Consider the following 23,756-nt stretch of genomic DNA (forward strand, 5'->3'; position numbering starts at 1 on the left):
TTGATATAAAATGAAGAAAGATTTCAACTTTTTAAGTGCAGATGGGAGGACGCGCTCACATGGAATCATCTGGATCCCGGAAGGTGAAGTGCGTGCGATCCTCCAGATCTGTCACGGAATGGTAGAATATATAGACCGCTACGATGAATTTGCCAGATACTTAAACGGACATGGTTATCTTGTGATCGGGCACGACCATCTGGGACATGGAAAGACTGCAGCAAAGCCGGAAGAATACGGACATTTCCCGGAAGAATACGGTAACGATTATGTAATCGGAGATATCCACAGAGTCCGCAGAGTCGGTGAGAAGAATTATCCGGATCTACCATATTTTATGCTGGGACACAGTATGGGTTCATTTCTGCTTCGTCAGTATCTGACGATGTATGCTGACGGACTTGCCGGTGCGATCATCATGGGAACCGGTGAACACAGCATGGCGGAATTGAACATGGGGCAGAAGCTCTGCAAAGGGCTTGCGGCAGCAAGGGGCTGGCATTATCACAGCCCGCTTGTGCATAAGATGAGCGTTGGTAATTATAATAGGAAATTTCATCCGGCAGTAACAGCAACAGACTGGATCAGTTCAGATCTGGATGTGCGCAGAAAATACGAGAAAGATCCACTTTGCTCTTTCCAGTTTACGGTTGGCGGTTATTATCAGATGTTTGAAGGAATGAAAGTGCTTGCCCGCAAAGAGAGCATAGAGAAGATTTCGAAGGATTTGCCGATATTCTTTGTATCCGGTGCAGACGATCCGGTTGGAGATTTTGGAAAAGCAGTACAGAAAGTATATGACAAGTACAAGAATGCCGGATTTGAAAAAGTAGAGATGAAGCTGTATCAGGATGACAGGCATGAGATCCTGAATGAAACAGACCGCAGTCAGGTATTCGAAGATCTGTATTTATGGATGGAAGAAAATTTATCACTTTAATTAAGTAAAACCCATTGACAAAACTAATGGGTGAGCATAAAATGTAGGTGAAATTAATAGAGCGTACAGGACGAAGGCGTCACAAACATGAGTTTGTGCGCCTTTTTTAGTGTAAAAAGGTCAGGAGAAGGAGGAATTTACAATGAAAACTTTAGGTTATTACAATGGCAAATACGGTGAACTGGATGAGATGACAATCCCGATGAACGACCGTGTCAGCTGGTTTGGAGATGGTGTATACGATGCAGGTCCGTCCAGAAATTATGAGATTTTCGCAATTGATGAACATATCGACAGATTCTTTAACAGTGCGGGACTTCTGGACATTAAAATGCCGGTAACAAAGCCAGAGTTGAAAGAACTCCTTCAGGAAATGGTAAATAAAATGGATACAGGTAATTTATTTGTTTACTATCAGGTCACAAGAGGAACCGGTATCCGTGATCATGCATATACAGAGGGTCCCGGAAACTTATGGATTATGCTGAAACCGGCAGAAATTTCCGATGGAACGAAGCCAATCAAGCTGATCACAAGAGAAGATACACGTTTCTTCCATTGTAATATCAAAACATTGAACTTAATTCCTTCTGTAGTTGCGACACAGAAAGCAAAAGAAGCCGGATGTCAGGAATGTGTATTCTACAGACCGGGTGGACGTGTAACAGAATGTGCACATAGTAATGTCCATATTATTAAAGATGGCAAACTGATAACAGCACCGACTGACAACCTGATTCTTCCAGGTATTGCAAGAGCACATATTATCAAAGCCTGCAAGAAATTGGAGATTCCGGTAAGCGAGACACCGTACACACTGGATGATTTGTTCAACGCAGATGAAGTTATCGTATCCAGCTCCAGCAACTTATGTCTGCATGCAAATGAGATCGATGGCAAGCCGGTTGGCGGAAAAGCACCGGAACTTCTGGAGAAGATCCGTGTAGCAGTTCTGGATGAATTTTACAAAGCAACAGATAAATAAATGAGAAGGTGAAGTCATGGGAGAAATAAAATATATGCCGGCAGGGGACCGGGCGCTGGTTGTGGAATTTGGCAATCAGATCGATCCTGCGATCAATGACAAAGTACATGCGCTGGCAGCGAGAATTGCAGAAACTCGGATTCCGGGTGTACAGGAAATGGTACCAACGTTTCGTTCTTTGATGATTTACTATGATCCGGCAATTACCTCTTTTGAAAATGTAAGGAAGCAGACAGCAGAGCTGACCGGACAATTGATTGGGAAGACAACAGAGAAGAAACGGATTTTAAAAATTCCGTGTTGTTATGGCGCAAGATTCGGACTGGATCTGGCAGATATGGAAAAACATACCGGACTGGATCGTGACGAGATCATAAAGATCCATAGTTCCGTTGATTATAAAATTTATATGATGGGATTCCTGCCGGGGTTTGTTTATCTTGGTGGCCTGGATAAACGAATTGAAATGCCAAGACTGAAAAGTCCGCGTGTAAGGATTCTTCCGGGGGCTGTCGGCATTGGTGGCAATCAGACAGGAGTCTATCCGCTGGCTTCACCGGGAGGATGGAGACTGATGGGTGGTACACCGGTTGATTTCTATGATCCGTACAGAGAAGATCCGATCCTCTGTAAAGCAGGAGAATATATCCGTTTTGTACCGATCACGATTGGCGATTACTACGATATCCGTCACATGATCGTAAAAGGAGAGTATCAGGTAGAGGTTGTGGAAGAAGGTGATGAAGGATGTCAGTAAAAGTTGTTATTCCGGGACCGCTTACAACAGTACAGGATGCGGGCAGATACGGATATATGAATTCCGGTATCGGGACATCCGGAGTCATGGACGAAGTTTCTTATAAGAAAGCCAATTATCTTGTGGGAAATGAAAACGGAGAAGCCGTACTGGAAGTAACTTTGTTCGGCGGAACGATGGAATTTACGGAAGATGCAGTCATTGCTGTTACAGGAGCAACAATGGACGTAAAGATAAATGAGAAACCGACAGAAATGTACCGTGCATACCAGGTGAAAGCCGGAGATATCTTATCCCTTGGAATGGTGACTGCAGGCTGCAGAACTTATGTAGCTTTTGCCGGTGGCATTGATGTTCCGGTTGTGCTTGGAAGCCGTTCGACAAATCTGAAATGTAAGATGGGCGGTTACGAAGGAAGGACGCTGGCAGCCGGAGATATTTTTGAAATTGGCAAAAATGGCAGAAGTTATGAAGCATTGAAAGACCGGATGGCAAAGCCGGATGTATATACATCACCAATCACTGTCCGTGTGATCGAAGGACCGCAGGAAGAGTATTTTACCGAGGCGGGAAAGAAAACATTTTACAATGAAACGTATACGATATCTGATCAGAGTGATCGGATGGGCTACCGGATGGAAGGTGCACCGATTGAAAGTGTAAACGGAACGGATATTATTTCCGATGGAATTGCACTTGGTTCCATTCAGGTTCCGACAAATGGAAAACCAATCATTCTACTTGCAGACCGGCAGACAACCGGAGGATATGCAAAGATTGCTACAGTGTGTTCTTTTGATATCCCGAAACTGGTACAGGGCAAGCCGGGGGATCAGGTGAGATTTCAGAAAATTTCGTTAGATGAAGCAGCAAAGATATGGAAAACAGAAAGCGGGGAAAGGTAAAGATGAGTGAAGCAGTAAATTACAGTGATTTGAAACCGGCAGAGGTCAGAAGACTGATCCGAGAAGGGAAAATAACATGTCCGACATCTGGTATGTGTGCGGGATATGCACAGGCAAATCTGGTTATCTTGCCAAAGGATCTGGCTTATGATTTTCTCTTATTTACCCAGAGAAACCCGAAACCGTGTCCGATCCTTGAAGTCAGCGACGTAGGAAGCAGAGACCTTCACTATATCGCAGATGATGTGGATCTGGCAAAGGATTTTCCAAAATACCGCATTTACAAAAAAGGTGAACTTGTCGGAGAGTATACCGACATTGAAGAGTTCTGGCAGGATGATTTTGTGAGCTTTCTGATCGGATGCAGCTTCTCTTTTGAATCTGCACTTCTGGAAGCAGGAATTCCGGTCAGACATATCGAGGAAAACTGTAATGTGCCGATGTTCAAGACAAATATCGCTTGCACACCGGCAGGTATTTTCAAAGGAAATATGGTAGTCAGCATGCGTCCGATCCCGAATGACCAGGTTGTAAAATCCGCACTGATCACGGGTGAGATGCCCAGAGTACACGGTGCACCGATACAGATTGGTAATCCGGAAGCAATTGGTATTTCTGATGTAATGAAACCGGATTTCGGCGATAGTGTAACGATCAATGAAGGAGAAGTTCCGGTATTCTGGCCATGTGGCGTAACACCGCAGAATGTTGTTATGAATGTGAAACCGGATATTGTGATCACACACGCACCGGGACATATGCTGATCACGGATGTAAAAAATGTAGAATTGAAGTACTAAAGTGGTTCTAATAGAGCCACCCACCATGATATGAGTAAAAGCGTAGCAATGCAGTGATGGGAGAACACGAGTATTGTGCGGTTTTGAGAATAGATGGAAGTAGATTGAAAAAAGATTTGAAACATAGAAAGAAGGAAGAAAAATGTTTGCAGTAGATTTAAACTGTGATCTTGGAGAAAGTTTTGGAAATTATAAATGCGGACTGGATGAGGAAGTTATTCCCTTTATTTCTTCTGCAAATGTAGCATGTGGATTTCATGCATCCGATCCGGTGGTAATGGCAAAGACCGTAGCACTTGCGAAAGAGCAGGGCGTCCGTGTTGGCGCACATCCGGGATATCCGGATCTGGTCGGATTCGGCAGAAGAAATCTGGCAGCATCGCCGGCAGAAGTAAAAGCAATGGTGCAGTATCAGATCGGGGCATTGAAAGCATTCTGCACAGCACAGGGAATTAAACTGCAGCATGTAAAACCGCACGGTGCAATGTATAACATGGCTGGAAAAGATGAAAAACTGGCAACAGCAATCGCAGAAGCAATCAAAGAAGTCGATTCTGAGCTTATCCTTCTTGCACCGAGTAGCAGCAAAATGATGGGAGCCGCAAAGGCAGTAGGACTTCGCGTGGCAAAAGAAGTATTTGCGGACAGAGCATATGAAGAAGACGGCTCGCTGGTAGCAAGAAGCAAACCGGGCGCAATGATCACCGATGAAGACGAAGCTGTGGCACGTGTCATCAAGATGATAAAGGAAGGAACCGTAACAGCGATTACCGGAAAAGAGATTCCGGTTGAAGCAAATTCTGTATGCGTGCATGGAGACGGACCGAAAGCACTGGCATTTGTTCAGAAGATCCGTAAAGCGCTGGAAGCAGAAAACATCAGGATTGCATCAATCGAAGAAGTAATTGGGAAATAAAACAGGCAGAAGACGACAGCAAAAATAAAGGAGAGATTAGAAGTGGGAGCACAGGCACAGGCGGCACAGACAAAAGTAAATATAAAAAAAGAAACCGTTGAAGATATTGTACTGCGTCATTCCAAGCGCGGTATGACTATCCTGCGCAAATATATGGGCGATTTCTACTGCAAGAGGGCGGCTGAGAAGATTCTGGAGCTTCCGAAAGGAAATATATTTCTGACAACCGGATTTTATGTAGCGGGACATGCAGAGACGGACGGTCCTCTCGGAACGATGACACTCGCAAAAGCACTGCGGGCTGTTGGATACCGACCGATCATCGTAACAGATAAATATTGTCGTGGATTTTTTGAACTTGAGGATCTGGACGTAGAATATGCACATATCTGCGATGGCGTGGAACAGTATACAGAAGTTCTGGAAGATTACGATCCGGTTGCACTGATTTCCATTGAACGCTGTGGCAAAAATATTGAAGATGATTATGCAAATATGCGCGGTGTAAGCATTAAGAAAAATACAGCAAAAGCCGATATCCTTTTTGATCTTGCCAAAAAGCGCGGAATCCCGACATTTGGTGTCGGAGATGGCGGAAATGAAATCGGTATGGGCAATCTGAAAGAAGTTATTGTAGATAAACTGGCGCTTGTACCATGCAAGGTAGAAGTTGATAATCTAATTATCGCAACCGTATCCAACTGGGGCGCATATGCATTAGCGGCATATATACAAAAGATAGAAAAGATACAGGTACTTCCTACATATAAAGAAATCAAATCCTATCTGAAGGCGATCGTAGATCTCGGCAGCATCGATGGCGTGACAAAAGAACAGGTACTGAGTGTGGATGGTTTTCCACTGACGGTGGAAAAAGAGATTCTTGATGAACTCCACCGCGCAGTGGGGACGGGGATTTTCTAGAAAGTGCCAGGTGCAAATTGAAAAGGGGACAGGGCATTTCTAAAAAGGGGACGGGGCTTTTCTCAAAAAGCCCCGTCCCCTTTTTAGCGCAGCGAAAACCCGCTAACCATACGGCTAACGGGTTTCGTTGTTTTTATCGTTATCTAAAGGAATGAGAGTAAAGTGCACACCGGCTTGACCGGTGCTACTTTATGAGGGGGTGATAGTTGATGTGTTCTTCAACTATCTGACTCTTAGTATACAGGGAAAATGTGTCTAAAGTATGTTCCTTTTCTTAAACAAAACGAAATTTTCTTAAGGAAAAATTAACCAGAGTATGTTACAATTAGTCCACATGAAACGTAAAAAATAAAAGGAAAGGTATGGTATCGATTGAAGTTATATCAGTCAAAATTATTGGAAAAACTAAAAGAGTCATTGGAAGCTGTACTGCCGATCATAGGAATTGTTCTGTTGCTTAGTTTTACGATCGCTCCGATCCCGGCAGGAATTCTGATGGCTTTTTTAGTGGGCGCGATTCTTCTTGTTGTGGGAATGATGTTTTTTACATTGGGAGCTGAGATTGCGATGACGCCTATGGGAGAGAGAATTGGAACGAGAATTGCCGGTTCCAGGAGACTTCCATTTATTGTGTTATTGTGTTTTACGCTGGGATTTATTATTACGGTGTCGGAGCCGGATCTGCAAGTGCTTGCCGAACAAGTTCCGTTTATTCCGAACAATGTTCTGATCTTTGCAGTAGCGGCAGGCGTTGGGATATTTCTTGTGGTTGCGGTTCTTCGTATGTTATTTGGAATTGCACTTTACAGATTATTGTTTTTGTTTTATCCGGTGATATTTATTCTTGCGTTTTTTGTTCCGGCAGATTCGCTGGCGGTCGCATTTGACTCCGGCGGAGTCACGACAGGACCGATGACCGTTCCTTTCATTATGGCGCTTGGTGTCGGCTTCTCCGCAGTGCGAAGTGATAAATATGCAGAAACGGATAGTTTCGGTCTGGTTGCACTTTGTTCAATCGGGCCGGTACTTGCCGTCCTGCTTCTAGGTATTCTTTACCGCCCGGAGAGTGGAGTTTATGCAGGCATCCATATTCCGGATGTGAAGGATTCGATAGAACTTGGAAGACTGTTCACAGCGGAACTTCCACTTTATATAAGAGAAATGCTATTATCACTGCTTCCGATTGTTGTATTTTTCCTTGTGTTCCAGGTACTGGCTTTGCATCTGATGAAACGGACACTGGTGAAAATTGCAATTGGAATCCTGTATACATACATTGGGCTTGTGCTGTTCCTGACAGGGGCAAATGTAGGATTTCTTCCAACCGGTAATTATCTGGGGCAGGTACTTGCAGGGTTACCGAATCCGTTTGTGCTTGTACCGATCGGTATGGTGATCGGCTATTTCATCGTAAAGGCGGAACCGGCAGTTTATGTGCTCATGGAGCAGGTAGAAGAGCTGACTTCGGGTGCGATACCTGGGAAAGCAATGGGACTGAGTTTGTCCTGCGGCGTTGCGGTCTCACTGGGGCTTGCAATGATCCGTGTACTGACCGGAATTTCTATTTTCTGGTTTCTCATACCGGGTTATGCAGTTTCTTTGCTTCTTGCGTTCCGGGTACCGAAAATCTTCACTGCGATAGCATTTGACTCCGGTGGTGTGGCCTCTGGCCCAATGACGGCAACTTTTCTGTTGCCTCTGGCACAGGGAGCATGCGAAGCGATTGGCGGAAATGTAGTTACAGATGCATTTGGTGTTGTGGCAATGGTTGCGATGACACCACTTATCACGATACAGATACTGGGTGCGGTTTACCAGCATCAGGAGAAGAAACGTCAGAACGAAGAGGCGGTTCCTGTACTGCCACTGGAAGCATACGGCGACATGGATATTATAGAGTTATGATGATACCTTGGAATCCGGAGCAATTTACTGGTATCATATAACATCAGAAGAGCTATATGTCAACGACACATGTTTAGTGCCGACCAGAGTGGAGTGTAGATGTGAGAGCGTACAGTATGAAACGATTTATTGGAATTAGAAAGGCGGAAAAATATGAGCCGGTTATATATGATGGCTGCGATCACAAGCCGCAGCGCAAGAAAAAAGTTTCGCGAATTTTATAAGACACACGAACAGCAGGTATTTTTTGAAATACTGGGAAAAGGGACAGCGAACAGTGAGGTGCTGAATTATTTTGGATTAGAAGAAACAGAAAAGATTCTTTTTCTCTCCATCGTGACCGGAGATACATGGAAACGACTGAAACGCGGACTGATCATTGATATGAAAATTGATGTTCCGGGAACGGGAATTGCTTTTGCAGTGCCGCTTGCGAGCATAGGCGGCAAAAAGACACTGCAATATCTGATACAGGAACAGCCATTTGAAAAAGAGGAGGAAACAGCATTGAAGGAGACAGATTATGAACTGATGATTGCCATTGCCAATCAGGGATATATCGATACGGTTATGGAAGCCGCAAGAGAAGCAAATGCGGGAGGCGGTACAGTTGTCCATGCGAAAGGAACCGGAACAGAGCTCGCCAGAAAATATCTTGGTGTTTCCCTCGTGGAAGAGAAGGAAATGATCTTCATTGTTACTCGTTCCTCACAGAAAGCACAGATTATGAAAGCAATCATGGAGAAAACCGGATTGAAGAGTAAGGAGAAGGCAATCGTATTTTCACTGCCTGTTTCGAGTGTGGTCGGACTTCGCATGACAGAGGAAGATATTAAGGATGATCTGCTGTAAGGCATATTATTATCAAATACCAGAAACGAAAGCCTGCGAAACCTTTCACTCACTGTAAGTGTTATTTGGAAGCCACAGATGCTATGATTACATCAATGAAAGGAGAGCAGAGAATGAGTATTTTAAAAATTGAATCTTTATGTAAATATTATGGAAACAAGAAAAATGAGACAAAGGCACTGGATGGAATCAGCCTGGAAGTACAGACAGGGGAATTTTTAGGAATCATGGGAAGCAGCGGATCCGGAAAATCCACACTTCTTAACTGCGTGGCAAGTGTGATCCGTCCGACAGGAGGACAGATTCTTGTAAATGGAACCGATATCCGTTCGTTGAAAGGCGCAGAACTTTCCGATTACAGAGGACGCCAGATCGGTTACCTTTTCCAGAACTTTGAACTTTTAGAAAACCTTACCGGAAGAGAAAATATTCTCCTTCCGCTGGCTCTTCATAAATATGAAGAGAAAAAAGGGGAACAGAAGTTAAAAGAACTGGCAGCATATCTTGAGATACAGGATGTACTGGACAAATTTCCGACACAGATGTCCGGCGGGCAAAAACAGCGTATAGCAGCAGCCAGAGCATTGATCATGGATCCACACCTGATTCTGGCAGATGAACCGACCGGGGCGCTGGATTCGCGTAATGCAAAAGCATTGATGGAGAAACTCTTCGGTTTAAATCGCAACAAAAAAGCAACAATCATGATGGTGACACATGATGCAAATGCAGCAAGTTATTGCGGACGGATTTTATTTATCCAGGATGGAGTACTCTTCCATGAGCTGCGCAGAGATTTCGCAGAAGAATCCCAGCAGGAGTTTTACGAGCGCATTTTGAAAGTGTTGGCGCAGTTGGGAGGAGGCAGTGCAAATGTTCTTTAAACTTGTCTCCAGAAACAGTAAGAGAAGCCGCAGGGAAAATGGATTGTTTCATGCTTCACTTCTCGTTGTCGTAATTGCATTTTATGTGATTCTGGCACTGCCGAAGCAGGATGTGATCATTTTCCTGAAAGAGATGGAAAGTGATGCTATACAGAAAATCTTTCAAATGGTTCCGATACTGTTTGGCGCATCGTTATGCATTTTGTTCTTTCTCGTATATTTTGCAGGACGTTACCAGATGGAGCGGAGAAAACATGAATTTGGTGTGTACCGTATGATGGGCATGAGCCGGAGCCGGCTGTTTTTTATGTTGATGACAGAAGATATTAAGAGCAGTCTATTGATCCTTGTGGCAGGAATCCCGGTTGCAGTCTGCATTTCCGAGCTGGTCAGCCTGATCACAGCGAAGGTAGAGGGGCTTGGAATCCTCGGTCATCAGAGTACATTTTCATTCGCTGCAGTGATTGGAACCGCTGTCGGTTTCATACTGGTAAAATTATTTGCGTGCCTGTTCTTAAGCGGCGCGGTAGTTAAGGATGAGATTGGCAATCTTATGAATCCGCAGGCAAAAGAGCAGGGAAAAACAAGACCGAAGGTTCTGTATGTACTTGCCTTTGCGACAGGATGCGTGTTATTGTTTGTGGCATTTTATGATGGAATCCGTGGACATATCTGGGATGACCTTCTTATTCTTGCACGGACAGTAGTCTTTGGAATTGCCGGAGTATTTCTTGTATTCTATGGTTTCCGGCTGATACTGGAACAACTGGGCAGATGGGGCAGCCGCCATGAGAGACTTGGAATGTTTACATTTCGTCAGTTAGAAGAAATGTTTATCCGTAAGAGCAGTGTTCCGGCGGTGAGTTGTATTCTGATTCTCGCAGCACTCTGTCTGTTCGGTGCAGGAATCGGAATCGCCAGAAGTTATACGGTACAGAGCGAGCGTGTCGTAGATTATACATTTGACGATGACAATGAGGACGTCAGTACAACTATTGAAAAATTGCAGAAGTCCGGGCTTCGCTCAGATTTTGAAAAGCTGATCCAGATTAAAACCGGATATATAGAATCTTCGATCGAAAATCTGGATGAGGAAGGCAAACCATCGAAAAAGAAGAACCGGGTAGTTGGCTTTAACGCAGACGAACTCGTAGACAAGCTGAAAAAAGATGGAAAGACACCGAATGAAAATGTATTTGCAATGGAGATAGAACAGGAAGATACACCGCATATTATTGCATTATCCGGGTATAATGAGCTGTTAAAACAGGCAGGAGAAAAGCCTCTTGCATTGAAAGATCACCAGGCAGCAGTTTACCTTGGATCGGCAATTTATTCCGATGAGTTTAAAGAAATAATGAGTAAAGCCTTACAGGGAAATATACATGTTACAATGGACGGAAAGACATGGAGCCTTGGGGAAAAGGTTATGAATAAAGAAATCGTTGCCGACCGCGCGATTACACTTGGATTTGCGCTGATCGTACCGGACAAGGCTTATGAACAGATGACAGCCGGAAATGGCACCACATATCTGGATGGCGTGCTAAAACCTTCAAAAACGGAGAAACAGGGGCTTATCCGTGTATATCAGGAAATGAACCAGAAACTTGACAAAGTCGGAATTTCGTATGACTGTTTTCTGCAGAGCCTTGGACGACGTATGTTCTACGGTGTATGTGCAAGTTATATTACAATCTATCTGGCAGTGATCTTCCTGATTATTGGAAATACGGTAATCAGTGTACAGTTCCTGACAAATCAGCAGAAAATTGGCAGACGGTATCAGACTCTGATACGGCTCGGAGCAACCTCCAATGCGCTCTGCCGTTCCGCAAGAAAGCAGATTAACTGGTATTTTGGCATTCCGGTATTCTTAGGAGCAGCCGGAAGTATTCCGGCGATGGCAAGCTTATTTTCCCTGTTTGTGGAAACAGGAGAAGGTACACAGAAAGTACTGCTCTTAAGTGCAAGCGGGATGATCCTGCTGCTTCTGATCGTAGAATTGATCTATATTCTGGAAGTCAAGAAACTCAGCGACCGATATCTGTTGTATCTGATGGTGCCGGAAAGAGAAGAATAAAAGAAAGTATGATTTTATGAAACGAATAGGAATTGTGGAAGACGAAGCCTTCATACGTGAAGAATTAGGAGAAATACTGGAAAAGGCCGGATATGAAGTCGTGGCGGTAGAAGATTTTGAAAAGGTGGAAGAGGAGCTTTCTAAGGCTCCTCTTGATCTCGTTCTGCTTGACCTTAATCTGCCGGGGAAGAGCGGATTCCAGATCTGTCGGGAGTTGAAGCATAAAGGAACGACGCCGGTCTGTGTACTGACATCGAGAGACCAGATGGCAGATGAACTGCGTGCGCTGGAACTGGGTGCGGATGAATATCTGACAAAGCCATGCCGGAAAGAAAGACTTCTGGCGAGGGTGTCCAATGTGTTAAAAAGATATGAAGGCCGCAAGCATTTGCTGGAAGGGAAAAAATTTTTGCTGGATCAGCAGACATATACACTTTATATCCATGATGAATCGATTGTCCTGCCAAAGAATCAGGGAAAATTACTGGAAGTATTTCTTAAGAAGCGTGGGCAGATCGTGACAAAAGAAGAACTGTCGATTGCACTTTGGGATACAATAGAATTTATCGATGAAAATGCATTGCAGGTAAATCTGACGAGATTAAAGAAAACCATGCAGAAACTTCATATGGAAGAAGAGATTGAAACCATCCGGGGAACAGGCTATCGTTTGGAAATTCGGTGATAAAAGGCAGATGTCAGGCAACTCATTAAAAGAAAAGTAAAAAATGATGTAAGGAGAATGTGCAGGATGAAGAACTACGGAAAGAGAATAGCAGAATATATGCCCTGGCTTTTGTTGACAGGGTGTGTGGAAGGTATCTGTATTTTATTTCTTGCGCTTGCAGATGTCCAGGTGTTACAAGTGCTTGCAGGAGTTCTCACATTGATGACCGTATTAATGTATGCCGGGGTCTGCATTTATATCGTAAAGAAAGAACAGAAAAAAGAAGAGGCATTTGCTCTATTTTTAAAGGAACCAGAGGAAAAGACAGCAGAACAGTTATTGCTATACTGCGGGAAAGCAGAGAAAGAACGGATGCAGAATCTCCTCGACTATCTGCAAATACAACGAAAAGAAAAAGAAAATCTGTTGAAAAAGACGGAAGATTATGAAGAGTATATTGAAGGGTGGTCACATGAGGTAAAAACGCCGTTATCTTTGCTTACATTTATACTGGGAAATCATAAAGAAGAATTTTCAGAGCCGGTCGGATATAAGCTGGAATATATTCAGACACGTATGCAGGAATCGATCGATCAGATGTTATTTTATGCAAGGTTAAAGGGTGGTCACAAAGATTATCTGTTTGAAATGCTGAATCTTAAAGAATCACTGGGGAAAGTCCTGGAAGATTACGGTCCGCTTCTGGAGGAGAAGAAATTTCACGTGGATATCCAGATGGAGCCGGAAGGGATTCAAATCTACAGTGACCGGAGAGGGCTTGAATTTATGCTGGGACAGTTTATCAGCAATGCGGTCAAATATTGTGATAAAGAGCCGGAAATCCGTATCCATGTGGAAAAAAGAGAAGAAAACAGGAAGAAAATGTGGATACTTTATATAGAAGATAACGGTTGTGGTGTAAAAGCCTGCGATCTTCCGTATATTTTTGATAAAGGCTTCACCGGCAGTGATATCAATGTCAGCAAGAAACCAACCGGCATGGGGCTTTATCTTGCAAGAGAGATGGCGACAGATCTGGGATTGAAATTATATGCTGTATCGGAATATAGGGAAGGTTTGACTATGAAAGTTCAGATCCCAATTGTGGATCGTCCATGTGTTCCAGGTTCAGACTGCGGGGTTCTACCGGGGTAGAGAAAACAATCTGAGTTTGTGTTTTCCCAAACTTTTGCAGATGTCCAATGAATTGATCCAATTCAATTGTGCTTGGAAATGCAACTATAATGAGCATGGAGTAGTTACCGGTAATATTTTATAATTTATTTGAATCTGTTGAGACACTTGGACAGGCAGCAGAAACGTTAGCAGATAATTGTATAGCAGGAATTACGGCAGATGAAGCAAGATGTCGCGAACTGGTAGAATTCAACAATAGCGAAAACCCGTTAGCATTGTGCTAACGGGTTTTCGTTGTTTTTATAGTTATCTAAAGGAATGAGAGTAAAGTGTGCATTGAACTTGTGTCAATGCTTAACTTTATGAGGGGGGAGATAGATAAGTGTTTCTCATCTATCTGTCTCTTATTATATTAGATAAATATGTCCAAAATATGTTAAAACTATAAAAGAAATCGAAAAAATCTTAAGACGACCTTAAGATGATGGGAAGAAAATCTAAAGACAGGCCTCTGTACGCAACTGATTGTTAAGGTAATTGGCTAGTATATCAAAAAATTCTCCCGCGGTTGGACGGGCATGCAGTGGATACATGGCAATTTCCTGAAGAAGGGGACGGTTCCCGCGTTCCCAGCAAATGCGGATCACTGTGCGTATGTCACGTTCTACGCTGCTTCCGGTTGTGGAGTAAGCTTCTGCAATACGGGTATATAATAATTTACCTACTGATAGCAGGTAATCTTCATTGTCCATGCAAAGGGATACGCCATAGACAAGATAATGATATCCACGGTAAGTGGCTCCAATGCCAAGTGAGCGGATAAGCTGTTCAATTTCGTGTTTTCTCATAAATTACCTCGCACTTCTTCCGAGATTAAAACCGCCTGCAAAAGTAAAAAGTGATGACTATTATTCGACTATTATAATAGAAAATCGGTACTTTTCTTAATAATACTACAAAATAAGGAAAACTGCGACAGACATCGACACACATTTTTTGGCTCTTTTCATAATTTCTTAAGGAAATTCCTTATTTGTCCTTAAATTTTTTCTGTTATTCTTGTATAGTAAGAGATGAGGTGAAGAAAAATGGCGAAAATATTAGTATGTGATGATGATAAAGAAATCGTAGAAGCGATTGAGATCTATCTGAGTCAGGAAGGACATCAGATCCTGAGAGCATATGACGGTGAGGAAGCACTTAAGATTCTGGAGACAGAAAAAGATGTGGAACTTCTGATCATAGATGTCATGATGCCAAAGTTGGACGGAATCCGTGCAACACTGAAAGTTCGGGAAGCGAATAATATTCCGATTATTATACTGTCAGCAAAATCGGAAGATGCGGATAAGATCCTGGGACTGAATGTCGGCGCGGATGATTACGTGACAAAACCGTTTAATCCGCTGGAGCTGATTGCAAGAGTCAAATCCCAGCTTCGCAGATATACACAGCTTGGAAGTACATCCGGTAAGGAGAGGGAAGAAGTCTATACGACCGGTGGACTGGTGATCAACGATGATCTGAAAGAAGTAACAGTTGATGGGGAACAAGTAAGACTGACACCGATTGAATATAATATTTTACTGTTTCTTGTACAGAATCAGGGAAAAGTATTTTCCATTGACCAAATTTATGAAAATATCTGGAATGAAGATGCAATCGGTGTAGATAATACAGTTGCGGTACATATCCGTCACATTCGTGAGAAGATAGAGATCAACCCGAAAGAGCCAAGATATCTGAAGGTTGTATGGGGAGTCGGATATAAGATTGAAAAGATCTGACTATAAGTAGCAGGGTATAAAAGATATAGGAGACGGTGTATGAAAAGTAAATGGTACCGGTCAAAAGGAATGAAATTCGTCCTGATTATTCTGGCGCACATTTTTGTGATCACGGCGACGACAGGTGGACTCTGGGTAACTGCGTATCCGATTTTCCGACAGGAGATTTTTGAAGGAAAACCGGCAAAAAAATACGAGGATTCCAGGAATTTTAATACTCAGATGAAGGACTATACGACACAGGTTGTGAACGGAATCAGTGCGCGAAAGTATTTTGAGACAGAAGGAAAATTTGATCCGAATAAAATCGTAGATATTGAAGCTTATGATCAGAAAAAAAAATATACGGGCAGGAATGAGAGCGGACTGGCATATCGATTAAAGGATCTGCTGAAATGGAATGACACGATGGATTCCACAAAAGATACGAATGCGGAGAATCCGATTATTGTCTGCAGAAAGAAAGATGGTTCTTATCATTATTATCGTTATTCTAAATTTGCAGCGCTTGTTAATGCAAAGAAACTGAAATTTATTTTGAATGCAGGAAGCGAAACATCTACAGAAGAGATTCTTTCTTCTTTAAAGGCAGGAAATTATGGTTATGACAGTGAGAATTATGTTGGTGGCAGTGAGATTCGAGGGATTCAGGGCAGCAATAATGAATTAAAATATGTAGATTGTTGGAGTTATGATGGATATTCGATGGAAGAGCCGTATGCCCCGGTAGGAGCCGACAGCCTGATGAATCTTGCCAATAAAGATTCCAGATGGAATGGCAGACTGAATGATGCTTATAATCTTGTGACAAGTGTGGTAGACAGTCTGAGTGAGCGTTATTCAGAATATCAGAACACGAATGAAGATATTGAAGAAGGAGACTCGAACTTCTATTATATTTACGCAGATATGAAGGCGGGAACGATTTATACAAATCAGAAAAGACTTGAAAATTTTCAGGAACTGGACAACAATTTAAAGCTGCTCCGTAAAACCGGAAAATATGTAATTGTAAAATCCAAATTAAAGGATTTTAAGACGAACCTTCGAAGTGAGATTGCAGAAGCATGGCGTGATGAGATTAAAAATACAGGAATCCAAAAGAAGGATTTTGCCTTTGCAGCATGTGTAAATACAAACTATCCGATTGCAGATCATTTTTATTCAGAAAATCAGCTTTATGAAAAATACGGTTCAGGTATCCGTGGAATCTGTATGCTCTCAGTGATTGCATTTGCACTTTTTGTGATCTGTGTAATCTGGCTCACAGCGATTGCGGGACGCAGAGCAGAAGATGAAGAAATGCATCTGGCGGGATTTGACCGGTGGAAAACGGAGATTGCCGCAGTATTGATCATAGGTCTCTGGGTGACAGTAGCTGTAGTGGGTAATTTTGTTTACTTTGATGATTATTTACAAAAAACAAAGGGGACTTTTTATAGTCAGGCAGATTATGTAAAAAATGCGATCCCATATATTATTGTGGGAGGAATTTTCGGTTCATATACATGCAGTATGTTTCTGATCGGATTTTTGAGTTTTGTCCGCAGGATCAAAGCGCATATCGTCTGGAAAAACAGTCTTTCACGAATGTTCTGTCACCTGGTCAGAGATATTGCGCAGAATATGTCTTCGCTGTGGCGTAATATCATGGTTTTTGTACTTTTTGTTGTTTTGCACTGGATTGTCATGATTACAGATACTTATGGATTTCCGCTGTTCATGATGTTGTTGGCGGAGCTTGCAGTGTTTGTGTATCTGGTCTATGATGGGATCGGAAGAGCGAAGATCAAAGACGGTGTAAAGAAGATTGCAGCAGGGGAACTGGACTATAAAGTGCCGACAGAAGGTATGTTTAGCAGTCAGAAGGAAGTGGCAGAAGGAATTAACTCTGTTGGTGCCGGTCTGGAAGTGGCTGTGGAAGCGAGCATTAAGAATGAACGTCTGAAAACGAATTTGATCACGAATGTTTCGCATGATATTAAGACGCCATTGACATCGATCATTAACTATGTGAATCTCCTGAAAAATGAGAATTTCGATGATCCGAGAATCCAGAGATACATCGAAGTGCTGGAACAGAAATCTATGCGTCTGAAAACATTGACAGAAGATGTTGTGGAAGCATCTAAGATTACTTCCGGTAATATTAAGCTGGAATGTATGAAACTGGATTTCACAGAGCTTGTATTGCAGACAAGTGCAGAGTATGAAGAGAAGTTTGAAGAAAGAAATCTGACGGAAATTCAGCATCTTCCAAAAGAGAAAGCACTCGTCTATATTGATGGAAGAAGAACATGGCGGATCCTTGCGAACTTATACAATAATGCCGCCAAGTATGCAATGACGGGCAGCAGGATCTATACAGATCTGAAAGTGACGGAAGGTGCGGTTATCTTCAGCATTAAAAATATTTCCGAACAGCCGTTAAATATCAATGCAGATCAGCTGACAGAGCGCTTTATCCGCGGAGATATTTCCAGAAGTACAGAGGGAAGCGGACTGGGACTTTCCATTGCCCAGACACTGACAGAGATGCAGAAAGGTAAGTTTGAACTGTATCTGGACGGTGATCTGTTTAAGGCAACCGTTACATTTCCGAAAGTACAGGAAGAACAAAGTACACAAATCTGATTTTTCTGTTATAATATATGATTATGGAAGAATTAAGAAAATTATTAAATGAACAATTAAATAAAGATTTCGGCTCCGCTGTATTAAGCGGAGCCCATGATAAGACGGGGGTGACGAAAGTGCGCGTCCGTCCACTTATAAAACGGGGAGAACTGCTCTTTCAGCTGGAGTCTTTCCGTAACAATCAGGCATTTCATGAGAACTTATCAGTAGAAGAGACCTGTGAGAAGATCCTTGCATATATGCAGTCAATGAAACAGATGCAGATGGAGACGCGAACTTACAATTATACGGTTCTTGTCAGTAAGAAAGGAAAAGTGACCATCAAAAGACGAATGCAGCAGGGAAACTGGAAACAGGTAGATCTTACGCACAACCGGAAGAAACACTATATTCTGGAAGAAGGAACCATGGTGCCTTTTTTGCGTGATCTGGGTGTTATGACTGCCGAGGGGAAGATCGTGCATGCGAAGTTTGACAAGTTCCGGCAGATCAACCGTTTTCTTGAATTTGTAGAAGATGTGTTGCCGCAGCTTCCAAAAGACAGGGAAGTTACAATCCTTGATTTTGGATGTGGCAAGTCTTATCTGACATTTGCCATGTATTATTATTTGCATGAACTGAAGAAATACGATGTCTGCATGATCGGACTGGATCTGAAGACGGATGTAATCCGTCACTGCAATGAACTGAGTGAAAAATATGGCTATGAGAAACTGAAATTTCTGGAGGGAAATATTGCCGATTATACAGGGGCGAGTGAAGTAGATATGGTGGTTACACTGCATGCCTGCGATACGGCAACGGATTTCGCACTTGAGAAGGCGGTTGGCTGGAATGCAAAAGTAATTTTGTCGGTGCCTTGCTGCCAGCATGAAGTGAACCGCCAGATTGCCAGTGATACATTAAAACCGGTATTAAAATACGGACTTTTAAAAGAACGTTTTGCGGCGATTGTGACAGACGGACTTCGTGCAGAATATCTGGAATCTGTCGGTTATGATGTACAGATACTGGAATTTATCGATATGGAACATACGCCGAAAAATCTGCTTATCCGTGCAATAAAGAATGACAAAAAAGAACAGAGCAGAGAGCAGAGTAAAGAAGAAATCCGTAAGTGCGAAGCATTCTTACATGTGAAACCGACACTGGGACAACTGTTGAAGGAGATGGAATGATTTTGAAAAAAAGAATAAGAGATGGAATTATCTTAGCCGGTGTATTTATCATGGCTGTTCTGGTATTCAGTTATCTGACAAATAAAGGGGATGACTCCATGACAGCAGATCTCGGATCAGCGACATTTCCACAGATTTCATTTGATTGTGACGGATTTGGTGTCAATGCCGTACCGGGATATGCAAAACAGATGAATATTACAGAGGTCCGTGATACGATTACTCCTGTATTGAAAAATAAACTGGATATGGAGCTGATTCCATATGACAATAAGATCAGCAGTCTGGAATATAAGATTTATACACTGGATGGGACAGAATGTCTGCATGAAGATACGGTGAAGAATCCGGGAACAGATGTGAGTCTTCCGCTTGGCTCGGTAAGTGTACTCGGTGAAGAGCGTGTAATGGAAGTGATCCTTCATCTGGAGACGGGAAAAGATGTGTATTTTTATACAAGAGTTGCGCAGACGAATGAGACAAATATGAGTGCCTGCATGGATTATATCAAGGCATTCCATGAGGCAACGGTCGATAAGAATACGGATACAGATATCAGCACAGCACTGGAAGCGGATGAAGAGAGCAGCAATACATCCTATGGGCATGTAACGATTCATTCCAATTATTCACAGGTTACGTGGGGCGATTTAAAACCTGAGATTGAGGGCGGTGAACGCTGGAGCGTAAAGGAGACGACTTCTACAGGAACGAGTGTCCAGCTTGAATATCGGGTGAAATGCAAAGGCGAAAAAAACAAACAGGATACGTATAATGTAAAAGAATTTTTCCGCGTGCGTTACGATAAGACTGCACGCAGAGTCTATCTGCTTGATTATGACCGGACTGCGGAACAGGTATTTGATCCTTCTTCCAAAGTGCTTTCAGCAAAAGGAATACTGCTTGGAATTACGGATGCAGACGTTCCGTATCTAATCAATAAAAAAGGTACGATCGTGTCATTTGTGCAGGCGGATGAACTGTGGAATTACAACAAGGACCGCGACGAGCTGTCACTTGTATTTAGCTTTGCAAGTACAGAGAACAATGATGCAAGAAACCTTACATCTGAACATGAGATCCGTCTGCTCACAGCAGATAAAGCAGGAAATATCACATTTGCCGTATGTGGTTATATGAACCGTGGCGAACATGAAGGTGAGGTCGGTATTGCCATTTACTATTATGATATAGAGAAAAATTCCGTAGAAGAGAAAGTGTTTGTGCAGACGGATCAGTCCTATGGAATTACTTCACAGAAACTCGGCAAATTAATTTACTACAGTGAAGATAATGGAGAGTTATATCTGTTAAATGATGGCGTTTTAAGAAAGACAGATGTAAATAAGAACCGGAGTGAAGAATTACAGACTGGTTTGACGGAAGGCAAATATGTTATTTCCGGAGACAGTCATCTGTTGGCATACTGTGCAGATGAGGACTTTTCCAGAATTACAATTCTGAACCTGCAGAATGGAAAAGAACGGACAATTTCTGCAAAGAATAAAGAAGGTGTTCGTCCGCTTGGATTTATCGGTGGTGATTTTGTGTACGGACGTTTCCACCTGTCGGACGTTGGAAAGACAGCGGCGGGAGAATCTACAGATCCGATGTATCAGGTAGAAATTCGGAGCAGTAAAGGGGAGGTTGTGAAGAAATACAGCCAGAAGAAGATCTATGTGTTGGATGCGAAAGTAGAAGATAACCGTATTATTCTGGAGCAGGCAAAGAAAAAGAACGGCACATACATTAAGACAACCGAAGAATATATTACAAATAATGAAGAAAAAGACGAAAGCAATATTATGCTGGAGACTTATAAGACTGATTTGAAAGGCGCGCAGATGCGTCTGACTTATGCAGACGGAATTTCTGACAAAGAACCGAAGCTGTTAAGACCAAAACAGGTATTGTTTGAGAAACCGAAAGTTGTAAATGTACAGAAAGCAGAAAGTAAAGAAGAATACTATGTATTTGGATACGGAAAATTGCAGGAAATTTACAAACAGGCGGGCGATGCGATTCAATCAGCGGATAACTACGGAGGTGTAGTGGTTGATCAGAATCAGGAATATATCTGGCAGCGGGGCAACCGTGATCTGCAATATAAGATCAGCGCCACAAGTAAGCCGGTAGAAGGACTGCGTTCTGAATTGAATGGCGGCGCGACACCGATGGAAGCGATCAGCAAGATATTTGGCGAGGATGCGTTGGACTTGAGTGGCTGTAAAGCTGAACAGATTGCATATGTAATGAACCAGGGAAAACCTGTGATCGCAGTTACGGAAAATAAAAAATATGTGATTTTGATCGGTTATACGGAGACGGATGTGACATATGTTGAAGCGAAAAATGGCAAGAGCCATACGGTAAGTCTGGAGAAGATGGATAAAAAAGCCAATGGAAATTATATTGGGAGTTAACTAAGAAAGAGCTGTGACAGAGTGAAAAATTCACTCTGACGCAGCTCTTTGTTATGTAATAGGAAACTTCGTTTCTATTACATAACAAACCCTCCGGGAGGATGCGCACTCGCACGAAACGTAGAGTGTTGCAAGCTGTCTACGTTCCACTCCGGTCGTTGCTAAACGAGCGTCACAGGCGCTCAGCAACGCGCTCGGCGCGAGAATGTGCCAAGGCACATTCTATTTTATTTATGCATTTTGAAATACGATGTGTTTGTATTTGTCCAGCGCATATGCAAGGATCAGTCCGAGTATACCACAGGAAATCACTTCGCCGATACCTACCGTCAGCATCATGAACGGAATTGGTAAAGTTGCACCGTAGCCATAACGCAGAACGAATGGAACAACAATAATATTTGCAATGATTGGTGGAAGTGGTGCGAGGATGCGGTTCTGGTTGCGAAGCTTCCATGTAAAGAAAGCACCGATCAAAGTGGCAAGACTTCCGAAGATGATATCCGGAAGGATTGCTCCGCCTAAGATGTTACCGATCAGGCATCCGACAAATAATCCTGGAACGGCAGCCGGAGTAAAGATCGGAAGAATTGTAAGCGCCTCCGAAATACGAACCTGCACTTCTCCGAACGAGAAAGCTGCACCGACATAGGTGATGACAACATAGATGGCAGCAATCATGGCAGCCTGTGTCATGTAAGTGATGTTTTTGTTTTTCATTTTTCATATCTCCTTTAGTTTTGTTTTACGAGTGGAAGGTCACGAACACTCGATTCATTTTATGCCGGGAATCGGCGAAACCCTTATTAGACCTTGTTTTTTAGGGTTTTGTAACGGGTGATAGTATAACATGGGTGATAGAGAATTTCAAGCTGTACCCACAATTTACCCACAATGAATAAATTGTGATGGCAGCAGTCAGGGAGATATTGCGGAATGCTGGCGGGTAGGATATGATGGTTGTAGAGAGGTGATCAGGATGATCGAGTACAAAGATTGCGCAAAATTTGAAAGTCTATCAGAGATGTCAGAAGCTATTGAGATGGGATTGGATATTGAGTTTATTCTTTCTGGAAAAAGATACAATATCTCCAGGAGAGATAATAAGCCGTTTATATGCGAATGTCCTGAAGGAGAAGCCATGTTCTACGCTAATGTTCAGACGATGCTTGATAAGAATAAAATAAATGATATATCGTTAAAAGAATTGTGGAATGATATAGAAATATTATCTATGTAGTATACCACCAGTCATAAAAAGGCTGGTGGTGTTTTTGATTGTTAGGGCAAAGCCCTGTTTTACATTGTGGAGTTTTTCGTTGATCCGAAAAACGAAACTTTGGAAAACAAATAAACCACCATGTGCGGGTGGTTGAAGTTGCTTCAGCTTACAGTATAAAACCTCCAGTGCTATAATAATGTTAGGTTCGCCAACCGCATTATTTAACAAAGGAGGTATCCATATGGATAATAATAGTTTATCACATACGAAATGGAATTGTAAGTATCATATTGTTTTTGCTCCCAAATATAGAAGAAAAGTAGCATATGGAAAGATTAAGCAAGATATTGCAAATATTTTAAGTATGTTATGCAAGAGAAAAGGTGTAAAAATTGTGGAAGCAGAGATATGTCCAGATCACGTGCATATGTTAGTTGAGATTCCACCGAGCATAAGTGTATCGTATTTTGTAGGGTATTTAAAAGGCAAAAGTACATTAATGATATTCGAACGCCATGCAAATTTGAAATATAAATATGGCAACAGACATTTTTGGTGCAGAGGATATTATGTAGATACGGTAGGAAAAAATGCGAAGAAAATTCAGGAATATATAGCTAATCAGTTACAGAGTGATTTGGAATATGATCAAATGACACTAAAGGAGTATATCGACCCGTTCACGGGTGAGCCAGTAAAACATAACAAATAAAATAAGCCCGAAAGGGCTTGGTGGGTAAGTGATGTTGCGATT

21 protein-coding genes and 2 pseudogenes are annotated in these 23,756 nt (G+C 42.5%); 20 read left to right on the top strand and 3 right to left on the bottom strand.

Translation table 11 applies throughout. The features are described 5' to 3' along the window. Positions 1-10 precede the first annotated feature (10 nt). From DWY31_RS10395 to DWY31_RS10455, 13 genes are all read left to right on the top strand, one after another. A complete protein-coding gene (locus DWY31_RS10395; protein WP_118520448.1) occupies positions 11-940 on the top strand; it encodes an alpha/beta fold hydrolase in 930 nt (309 codons plus the stop codon). Between the two features lie 142 nt (positions 941-1,082). Beyond that, positions 1,083-1,925 carry an aminotransferase class IV gene (locus tag DWY31_RS10400; RefSeq protein WP_021860596.1) on the top strand — a complete coding sequence of 281 codons (843 nt, stop codon included), beginning with the start codon at positions 1,083-1,085 and terminating at the stop codon, positions 1,923-1,925. A gap of 16 nt (positions 1,926-1,941) precedes the next feature. Beyond that, positions 1,942-2,682, top strand: a complete 741-nt coding sequence (gene pxpB, locus DWY31_RS10405; protein ID WP_021860597.1) for a 5-oxoprolinase subunit PxpB — start codon at positions 1,942-1,944, stop codon at positions 2,680-2,682. After that, positions 2,673-3,587: a biotin-dependent carboxyltransferase family protein gene (locus DWY31_RS10410; protein WP_021860598.1), complete on the top strand. Its 915-nt coding sequence runs from the start codon at positions 2,673-2,675 to the stop codon at positions 3,585-3,587. Before pxpB ends, DWY31_RS10410 begins: the two co-directional genes overlap by 10 nt. A gap of 2 nt (positions 3,588-3,589) precedes the next feature. Next, a complete protein-coding gene (locus DWY31_RS10415) occupies positions 3,590-4,387 on the top strand; it encodes a putative hydro-lyase (protein ID WP_021860599.1) in 798 nt (265 codons plus the stop codon). Between the two features lie 142 nt (positions 4,388-4,529). Then, complete coding sequence (locus DWY31_RS10420; RefSeq protein ID WP_021860600.1) at positions 4,530-5,303, top strand: LamB/YcsF family protein; 774 nt, start codon at positions 4,530-4,532, stop codon at positions 5,301-5,303. A 42-nt stretch (positions 5,304-5,345) separates the two neighbouring features. Next, positions 5,346-6,227, top strand: coding sequence for a DUF4392 domain-containing protein (locus DWY31_RS10425; protein WP_021860601.1), 882 nt, complete (start codon positions 5,346-5,348; stop codon positions 6,225-6,227). 372 nt (positions 6,228-6,599) lie between these two features. Beyond that, positions 6,600-8,132 carry a DUF1538 domain-containing protein gene (locus DWY31_RS10430; protein WP_118520450.1) on the top strand — a complete coding sequence of 511 codons (1,533 nt, stop codon included), beginning with the start codon at positions 6,600-6,602 and terminating at the stop codon, positions 8,130-8,132. 153 nt (positions 8,133-8,285) lie between these two features. Next, on the top strand, positions 8,286-8,984 hold the full coding sequence (locus DWY31_RS10435; RefSeq protein ID WP_021860609.1) for a P-II family nitrogen regulator: 699 nt from the start codon (positions 8,286-8,288) through the stop codon (positions 8,982-8,984). A gap of 113 nt (positions 8,985-9,097) precedes the next feature. Continuing rightward, complete coding sequence (locus DWY31_RS10440) at positions 9,098-9,868, top strand: ABC transporter ATP-binding protein (RefSeq protein ID WP_118288302.1); 771 nt, start codon at positions 9,098-9,100, stop codon at positions 9,866-9,868. Continuing rightward, positions 9,858-11,951: an ABC transporter permease gene (locus DWY31_RS10445; protein ID WP_118520452.1), complete on the top strand. Its 2,094-nt coding sequence runs from the start codon at positions 9,858-9,860 to the stop codon at positions 11,949-11,951. Before DWY31_RS10440 ends, DWY31_RS10445 begins: the two co-directional genes overlap by 11 nt. Before the next feature lie 16 nt (positions 11,952-11,967). Continuing rightward, complete coding sequence (locus DWY31_RS10450; RefSeq protein WP_118520454.1) at positions 11,968-12,636, top strand: response regulator transcription factor; 669 nt, start codon at positions 11,968-11,970, stop codon at positions 12,634-12,636. A gap of 66 nt (positions 12,637-12,702) precedes the next feature. Next, a complete protein-coding gene (locus DWY31_RS10455) occupies positions 12,703-13,773 on the top strand; it encodes a sensor histidine kinase (RefSeq protein ID WP_118520456.1) in 1,071 nt (356 codons plus the stop codon). Here DWY31_RS10455 and DWY31_RS14545 read toward each other — a convergent pair. Further along, positions 13,700-13,888: pseudogene (locus tag DWY31_RS14545) on the bottom strand (Lrp/AsnC family transcriptional regulator); the annotation flags it as partial. The gene DWY31_RS10455 and the pseudogene DWY31_RS14545 overlap by 74 nt on opposite strands. Between DWY31_RS14545 and DWY31_RS14550 the strand changes: the two are divergent. Next, positions 13,881-14,003 (top strand): annotated as a pseudogene (locus DWY31_RS14550) (lyase family protein); the annotation flags it as partial. The pseudogenes DWY31_RS14545 and DWY31_RS14550 sit on opposite strands and share 8 nt — an antisense overlap. A gap of 249 nt (positions 14,004-14,252) precedes the next feature. On the opposite strand, the gene DWY31_RS10460 reads toward DWY31_RS14550, so the two are convergent. Then, the gene (locus DWY31_RS10460) at positions 14,253-14,603 is read right to left on the bottom strand and encodes a sporulation initiation factor Spo0A C-terminal domain-containing protein (RefSeq protein WP_021860614.1); all 351 of its coding nucleotides are present in this window, start codon (positions 14,601-14,603) and stop codon (positions 14,253-14,255) included. 240 nt (positions 14,604-14,843) lie between these two features. On the opposite strand from DWY31_RS10460, the gene DWY31_RS10465 reads away from it, so the two are divergent. The 4 genes from DWY31_RS10465 to DWY31_RS10480 are packed head-to-tail and all read left to right on the top strand — an operon-like array spanning position 14,844 to position 21,780. Continuing rightward, positions 14,844-15,542 (top strand): response regulator transcription factor, encoded by a 699-nt coding sequence (locus tag DWY31_RS10465; protein WP_118520458.1) that lies wholly within the window; start codon positions 14,844-14,846, stop codon positions 15,540-15,542. A 39-nt stretch (positions 15,543-15,581) separates the two neighbouring features. Next, a complete protein-coding gene (locus DWY31_RS10470) occupies positions 15,582-18,176 on the top strand; it encodes a sensor histidine kinase (RefSeq protein WP_118520460.1) in 2,595 nt (864 codons plus the stop codon). Positions 18,177-18,199: 23 nt separating this feature from the next. Next, positions 18,200-19,357 carry a class I SAM-dependent methyltransferase gene (locus DWY31_RS10475; RefSeq protein ID WP_118520514.1) on the top strand — a complete coding sequence of 386 codons (1,158 nt, stop codon included), beginning with the start codon at positions 18,200-18,202 and terminating at the stop codon, positions 19,355-19,357. Then, entirely contained in the window at positions 19,354-21,780 is a 2,427-nt protein-coding gene (locus DWY31_RS10480) for a hypothetical protein (RefSeq protein ID WP_118520462.1), read from the top strand. The genes DWY31_RS10475 and DWY31_RS10480 overlap by 4 nt, the downstream gene beginning before the upstream one ends. Positions 21,781-22,011: 231 nt before the next feature. Here DWY31_RS10480 and DWY31_RS10485 read toward each other — a convergent pair whose 3' ends face one another. After that, positions 22,012-22,500, bottom strand: coding sequence for a QueT transporter family protein (locus DWY31_RS10485; RefSeq protein ID WP_118520464.1), 489 nt, complete (start codon positions 22,498-22,500; stop codon positions 22,012-22,014). Positions 22,501-22,759: 259 nt separating this feature from the next. Between DWY31_RS10485 and DWY31_RS10490 the strand changes: the two genes are divergently transcribed. Together DWY31_RS10490 and tnpA are read left to right on the top strand one after the other, a co-directional pair. Beyond that, positions 22,760-23,020 carry a hypothetical protein gene (locus DWY31_RS10490; protein ID WP_118520466.1) on the top strand — a complete coding sequence of 87 codons (261 nt, stop codon included), beginning with the start codon at positions 22,760-22,762 and terminating at the stop codon, positions 23,018-23,020. Between the two features lie 223 nt (positions 23,021-23,243). Then, entirely contained in the window at positions 23,244-23,714 is a 471-nt protein-coding gene (tnpA, locus tag DWY31_RS10500) for an IS200/IS605 family transposase (protein ID WP_118520470.1), read from the top strand. Positions 23,715-23,756: the final 42 nt, after the last annotated feature.

It is taken from the genome of Dorea sp. AF24-7LB (assembly GCF_003478575.1).
GTDB lineage: Bacteria > Bacillota > Clostridia > Lachnospirales > Lachnospiraceae > Dorea_D > Dorea_D hominis.